This window comes from Candidatus Clostridium stratigraminis (assembly GCF_045310675.1).
GTDB classification, from domain to species: Bacteria; Bacillota; Clostridia; order Clostridiales; family Clostridiaceae; genus Clostridium_AT; species Clostridium_AT stratigraminis.
This window is the reverse complement of sequence record NZ_JBJHZZ010000008.1, coordinates 119,284-125,283: the sequence shown is the minus strand read 5'-3', so window position 1 is coordinate 125,283 and position 6,000 is coordinate 119,284. Positions and strand designations below refer to the sequence as shown.

Sequence of the window (6,000 nt, the reverse complement as noted above, 5' to 3'; positions counted from 1 at the left end):
GAAAGCCAACTTTAGACCTTCATGCCTATATAATAATTGTCATAGAAAGCTATTTACAGAAAAAGTTTCACACACTCGAAGGCCTATAAAAAAACCTTCAGTGTTCTCTGTGCTCTAAGCTTATTTACTATGAAATATTATATAAAATATCGCAACTTACAAAATTGTAAAATCTATAGTTCTATCTGTGTGTAATAATCTATTTATATTGAATATCTAGGCATAATTATTGAATATTTTATTTAACAAATTGGTTATCTTTAAATACTCCAACTTGTATTTCTCCATCTGAAAAAATATACATGCCTTTTCCTTCTCTATAATCCTCCTTCCATTCTCCAATATACTTTTCTCCGTCATTCCAAGTATGTATTCCTTCACCATGCCTTAAATCATTTTCCCAATGACCCGTATAGGTGTCACCATCAGACCAAGTATATATACCTTCACCACACTTTTCACCATCTCTCCACTCACCTACATATTTTTCACCATCTGGCCAAGTATAGATTCCATATCCATGCTTTTCATCAGCTCTCCATTCACCTATATATTTCTCGCCATTAATCCAGGTATGCGTTCCCTGTCCATCCATTTTGTCATCTTTCCAGTGACCAACGTATCTACTTCCATCCTTATATAAGTAAATTCCTTCTCCATCCATCTTTCCGTCTTTTCTCTCACCAAAATAGGTTCCACCATGGACATGCTCTGAAGCTTCTTCCTTTATATTTTTATTCCTTATCCTTTTAAGTTGGCTTTCACTTAACTTTAGTTTGTTCATATGAGAGTTCTCCTTTATTCTGCACTTGATATTTTCATATAAGTATATTGTAAATTAACTAGTTATATTTATCTATAGTATATTATAATAAATATTTAAGGTTTTTCTAGCTTACCCATAAATATAATTAGCCCAGTTTTCTTATCAGCTATTGCATATATAAAAGGTTTATCTGCAGTAAATGCAATAGGATTTACTACTATTCCAAGATCCATTGCAACCTCTGTTGCAGCAGCTGCTTCCGTACCCGCTTCATTCACATCTATATAACATTTTTGTTTTACAAGGTTTATATATTGGCTTTTCTTATCTGTCATTTTTGAGAAATCAGCTTTTTCAGGATCAAAGGCATCTTTCATTCCAAAGCCTTGAAGCATTTTATTTAGCTCATCCTCATATTCAATTTTAAATTTTGGCAGCTTAATATCTACTTCTGCCCTTTTAAAATCATTTGTCCACTTTTCCCAATTATCATAAGTCATACTCTGAATTAGCTTATCTTCACTGATTCCCTTATCTGGCAGAAAAATATAAAAACCAAAATTGTCGTCATCATAAGGAAGTCTTACAGCTGAAAAATCCTTGGTCTTAAGATAATCTACTGAAAGAATGCCTTTCATCATATCAACATTTACCTTTGAACCATTACTTAAGTTAAAAGCCTCCTTACTAGTACTACTTTCAATAAAGGGGTCAGCCCACTTGCCTTTAAAATATATAGTGTTTATAAGTAACATAGTGACATTATCTAAATTTGTATTAAGCTTCTTAATCTTTCCTTGAGTTTTATCAGACACCCATTTATTTATATCATTTACAGTAGTCCTTTTATTAAAATCTACATTATATATTTCTGCTTCATAATTGTCGCTACCAATACCTTTAAAATCATCTCTAACCTTAATATCCTTCTGTATCCAAATAGAATCTGACATATTAACATTTATACTTTTTAAGCTATTGAAATGAGCAATAACCTTTTGATAGTTTTCATTTATAGTACTATCGTTAATATCATTAAATTCAAGTGCAGACAGAATTTCTTCCTTAGTTTTATTTGCAGCTCCATTTTGTGTCATTGCTAAAACAGTATTTAAACTTAATGGAGAAATAACAATATTACTATTGTTATGAGCCTTAAGTTCATAATTTAAGAACTTAAAGGCTACTTTATTATTTGCATCACTTATGTTTTTTATATTACTATCTAGTTCCTTTGCCTTAATCGTATATTGATTTTTTATTGAATTATCCTTTTTCATTCCACAGCCTATACAAGCTGCTGCAATTGCAGAAACTAATAATAAAGCTGCTATTCCTTTAAATCTGTTCATATTCTCCCTCCTTAAAGTTATTCATCCTATAAGGGTTAATACGAAACTACTTGTAAATAGTTACCATGTGCTGTGCCTTAATTAGTCTATATATTCCTCCAGTAATCTGTCAATATCCTCCTGCAGCTTTAGCTTTTCACCATACAAAGCATTCAACTTTTCGTAATCACTGGAAAACTTGTTGATTTGTTCTTCTAAAGAATTTAAATTTACCTCTAATTCTTCTATTTGCTCTTCAAGGTTCTGTTTTTGCCGCTGATTATTAAGCCTTTCTACTGGTTTAGCCTGCTTTGTTTTTTGGGATTTAACTGTTTTGTTTCCAGATTTAAGACTATGAGTTAAGGTAATTTCTGAACCTTTTAGCTGTACAGACTTTTCTTTATAGTACTCATAATTACCATTATAGGAAATAATAGAACCTCGAAATAATTCTATTACCCTTGTTGCAGTGTTATTTATAAAATATCTATCATGAGATACAAACAGCAGCGTCCCTTTAAATTTATTTAGAAACTCCTCTAATTCCTCTTTAGAGTCAATATCTAAATGATTTGTTGGCTCATCTAGGATTAAAAAGTTAACTTCATTATACATAAGCATTGCTAGCTTTAATCTGCTTCTCTCACCACCTGAAAGTGCTCCTACCCTTTTAAAAACTGATTCACCAAAGAACATATATTTTGCAAGATATTCCCTTGCTTTACCTTCACCTATTACATAATCCTCTCTAAAGCATTCTAATATAGTCTTATTTTCATCTTTAAAGCTTACATTCTGAGGCAAATATCCAAGTTTTATAGAGCTTCCTAGAGCTGCTGTTCCAGAATCTGCACTATCTATTCCTAGTAAGATTTTAATTAAAGTAGTCTTTCCACAGCCATTTGACCCTATTAATGCTATTGTTTCACCATTTTTTATTAGAAGCTCTGCATTATTTAGGAGAATCTTTTCACCATAGCTCTTGTATAGATCCTTAATAGTAACTACGTCATTTCCAGATCTGCTTGCTGCGTTGGCATTAATACTAATACTATCTCTTTCAAGCTTTGGTCTATCAATTCTCTGAAGCTTATCCAAAAGCTTTTGCATGCTGGCAGCTCTTTTAAAAAACTTTTCGTTGTCCCCTCTATTTCCCCAATCTCTTAGCTGGGAGATAGAGTTTTCCATGGCTTTAATCTTTTTCTGCTGATTTAAGAATTCATCCATCTGCAGAAGCAGCTGTCTTTCCTTCTCTTTAACAAAGGCGTTGTAATTACCAGAATAAACTTTTGATGTCATATCCTCGATTTCTATTATTTTTGTTACTACATTATCTAAAAAATATCTGTCATGTGATACGATTATCACTACACCTTTGTACTCTTTAAGATAGGACTCCAGCCACTCCATTGCATCTAAATCCAAATGATTCGAGGGCTCATCCAGTAATAGTATATCAACTTTTTGAAGTAATATTTTCCCTAGAATTATTGTAGTTTTTTCTCCGCCGCTAAGCTCAGAAAATAATCTTTCCTTAAAGTTATCATTTATCTTTAAGCCAGTGCAAATTTTACATAGCCTTTCTTCTTTCTCATAGCCCCCTAGGCTCTCATATAGAGTTTGCAACTCAGAGTATTTATTTAATAGTTTTTCCAAATTAGTTTCATCCAATTTGGGAAGCTGCTTTTCTATTAATTCTAATTCACTATGCAATGCATCTACCTTTTCAAAGGCTATATTTAATACATCAATAACCTTAAAATCATTGGGATAAATTGGTACCTGTTCAAGATAACCTAAAGTTGCTCCTTTTTTAATTGAAAGCATTCCATTATCATACCCTTCAATGCCAGTTATTATTTTTAAAAGTGTACTTTTCCCAGAGCCGTTACTTCCAATGATACCTACCTTTTCAGTACTTAGCACCTCAAAAGTGATATCATCTAAAATCTTAGCAGCTCCATAGTACTTTTGTAATTTATTTAAAGCTAATTCTATCATTTTCATTCCCTCCAACTATCTCTCTATTTTTATGCTTCTTAAGTTTTAACATTAAGAATATCATTACCGGAATATATAGTATAGCTATAATTCCAAAGGTTATTGAAAAACCTATCTTTTCTGCTATAAACCCAAACAAAGGGAATACGCAGATCATAAATGTACTGAAACATAGACTATCAAAAGACAATATTGTTGCTCTATATTCAGATGGTATCCTAGTATTTATATAATCACTAAATATTGTAAAAGCCAAACCTCCCGTGATTGAAGTTAAAAGAAAGAATACTATGGATAAATTCTTCATAAATGCCATCCCTGTTAAAGCAAAGATATTTACTGCTGCTATGCTTACTAAGGTTCCTTTTAATTTAAATAATTTTTCGAAGCTATAGGCATATTTTGAACTTAATGCTTCAATAAAACTGCTTAGTGCACAAATTACAGCAATTGTTGTTTTTGAATAACTCATATCCGAGAAATACTTTTGACTGTAGAAAAATACAGTTGTTTGAAGGCTTGCTGTAAGGGCTGAAAATAGTATTAAATAAAGCACAATTCTCCTTTCTTTAAGCACCTTTATACTTGTAGTTAATTGATATACTATTTGATTTCCTAGCGGCTTTTCTTTATCCCTATTAATAGATGGTTCCTTAAACCTAAAAGCTGATATTAAAGCTATGGCTTGTATTATGGTACCTAGTACATATGCATATAAAAATCTAATATCTGCTAATATTCCTCCAAGCAAAACAGCTAACCCCTGTGCAATAGACATAATAAATGCTAGGTTGCCCCATATTCTTTTATATTTTTCCTCCTGGCCTAATTCTTTCAAACTATCATAAACTAACGCTTCTGCTGCTCCAGAATTTAAATTCATTGCTGCTGAGCTTAAAACAAAAGCAATAGCAAATCCTAAAAAGCTGTTTGATATTATCATAAGAATACATGAAATTACACTTAAAGCTCTTCCAACCACCACACTGAACTTTTTTCCATACACATCTGCAATAGCACCTGTAGGTAATTCAAAAAGCAATCCTGTCATATGATAAATAGATTCTAATATTCCTATTTGGACTAAGGACATTCCTCTGAAAGCAAGATACAACACCCATATAGCTGAGGTAATATTTAATTGTAATAAAAAATTATACATATAACTTACGGATATGTTTCGTTTTAATTTATTATTGATACCCATATTTAGATCCTCCAAAACAGATATACTTTCAAGTTTCTTCAAAATAAAATAAGCCCCCTGTTATAACTTTTAATAAAGAGAAAAACAGTAAAAGGCTTATGGAAGAAAGTGTATTATTTTTAAAAAAGTAAAAACTAAAAGGACTCAAAGCATAAACCTTGAGTCCTAAAAATCTTAATTATCAGCTATAAAAATTCATATATAATCAACACAGCTAATTGAAAGATGTAGAATCATGGATTTATACAATAGTCAGTACTTATTCTAAAAACGGACGCACTCCTCCCGTAGAAGCTTGAATTTGCGCTTTTTGTAACAGAGCTGCTGTATTGCCAATGTTTGTTTAAAATAAAATTAACAGTACCAACTATATTAGCCATAATCTACCCTCCTTGTATTCCTCGTTCTGCACAAAATATTATTAATATTTGTGTTCCTTATATTCCTTATGTTCTTTTAATAGTCAAATATATTTTACATGAAGTTTTGTAAAATTTCAATACATTTTTAATATTGTGAAAAATTCTATGCAATTTAATACCAATATTTTATTATTTATAATTTATTATAAATAGTACAAATGACATTATAAATGAGACATGAGAAACGTCCCCATGTCACATTTTTTCTAAATTCAGTAGCAAAAATCACCTACCCTTAATATTATATATCAGAACTTAGTAATAGGTTCAAAT

The 6,000-nt window shown here is 31.1% G+C and carries 5 protein-coding genes; all 5 read right to left on the bottom strand.

What is annotated here, in order from left to right:
• Positions 1-238: 238 nt before the first annotated feature.
• On the bottom strand, positions 239-784 hold the full coding sequence (locus tag ACJDUG_RS12275; RefSeq protein ID WP_406770168.1) for an MORN repeat-containing protein: 546 nt from the start codon (positions 782-784) through the stop codon (positions 239-241).
• A gap of 95 nt (positions 785-879) precedes the next feature.
• Positions 880-2,118: a serpin family protein gene (locus ACJDUG_RS12270; RefSeq protein ID WP_406770167.1), complete on the bottom strand. Its 1,239-nt coding sequence runs from the start codon at positions 2,116-2,118 to the stop codon at positions 880-882.
• Between the two features lie 81 nt (positions 2,119-2,199).
• Positions 2,200-4,098, bottom strand: coding sequence for a ribosomal protection-like ABC-F family protein (gene abc-f / locus ACJDUG_RS12265; RefSeq protein WP_406770166.1), 1,899 nt, complete (start codon positions 4,096-4,098; stop codon positions 2,200-2,202).
• Positions 4,076-5,347 carry an MFS transporter gene (locus tag ACJDUG_RS12260; RefSeq protein ID WP_406770165.1) on the bottom strand — a complete coding sequence of 424 codons (1,272 nt, stop codon included), beginning with the start codon at positions 5,345-5,347 and terminating at the stop codon, positions 4,076-4,078. Before ACJDUG_RS12260 ends, abc-f begins: the two co-directional genes overlap by 23 nt.
• A gap of 191 nt (positions 5,348-5,538) precedes the next feature.
• The gene (locus tag ACJDUG_RS12255) at positions 5,539-5,685 is read right to left on the bottom strand and encodes a hypothetical protein (RefSeq protein WP_406770164.1); all 147 of its coding nucleotides are present in this window, start codon (positions 5,683-5,685) and stop codon (positions 5,539-5,541) included.
• Positions 5,686-6,000: the final 315 nt, after the last annotated feature.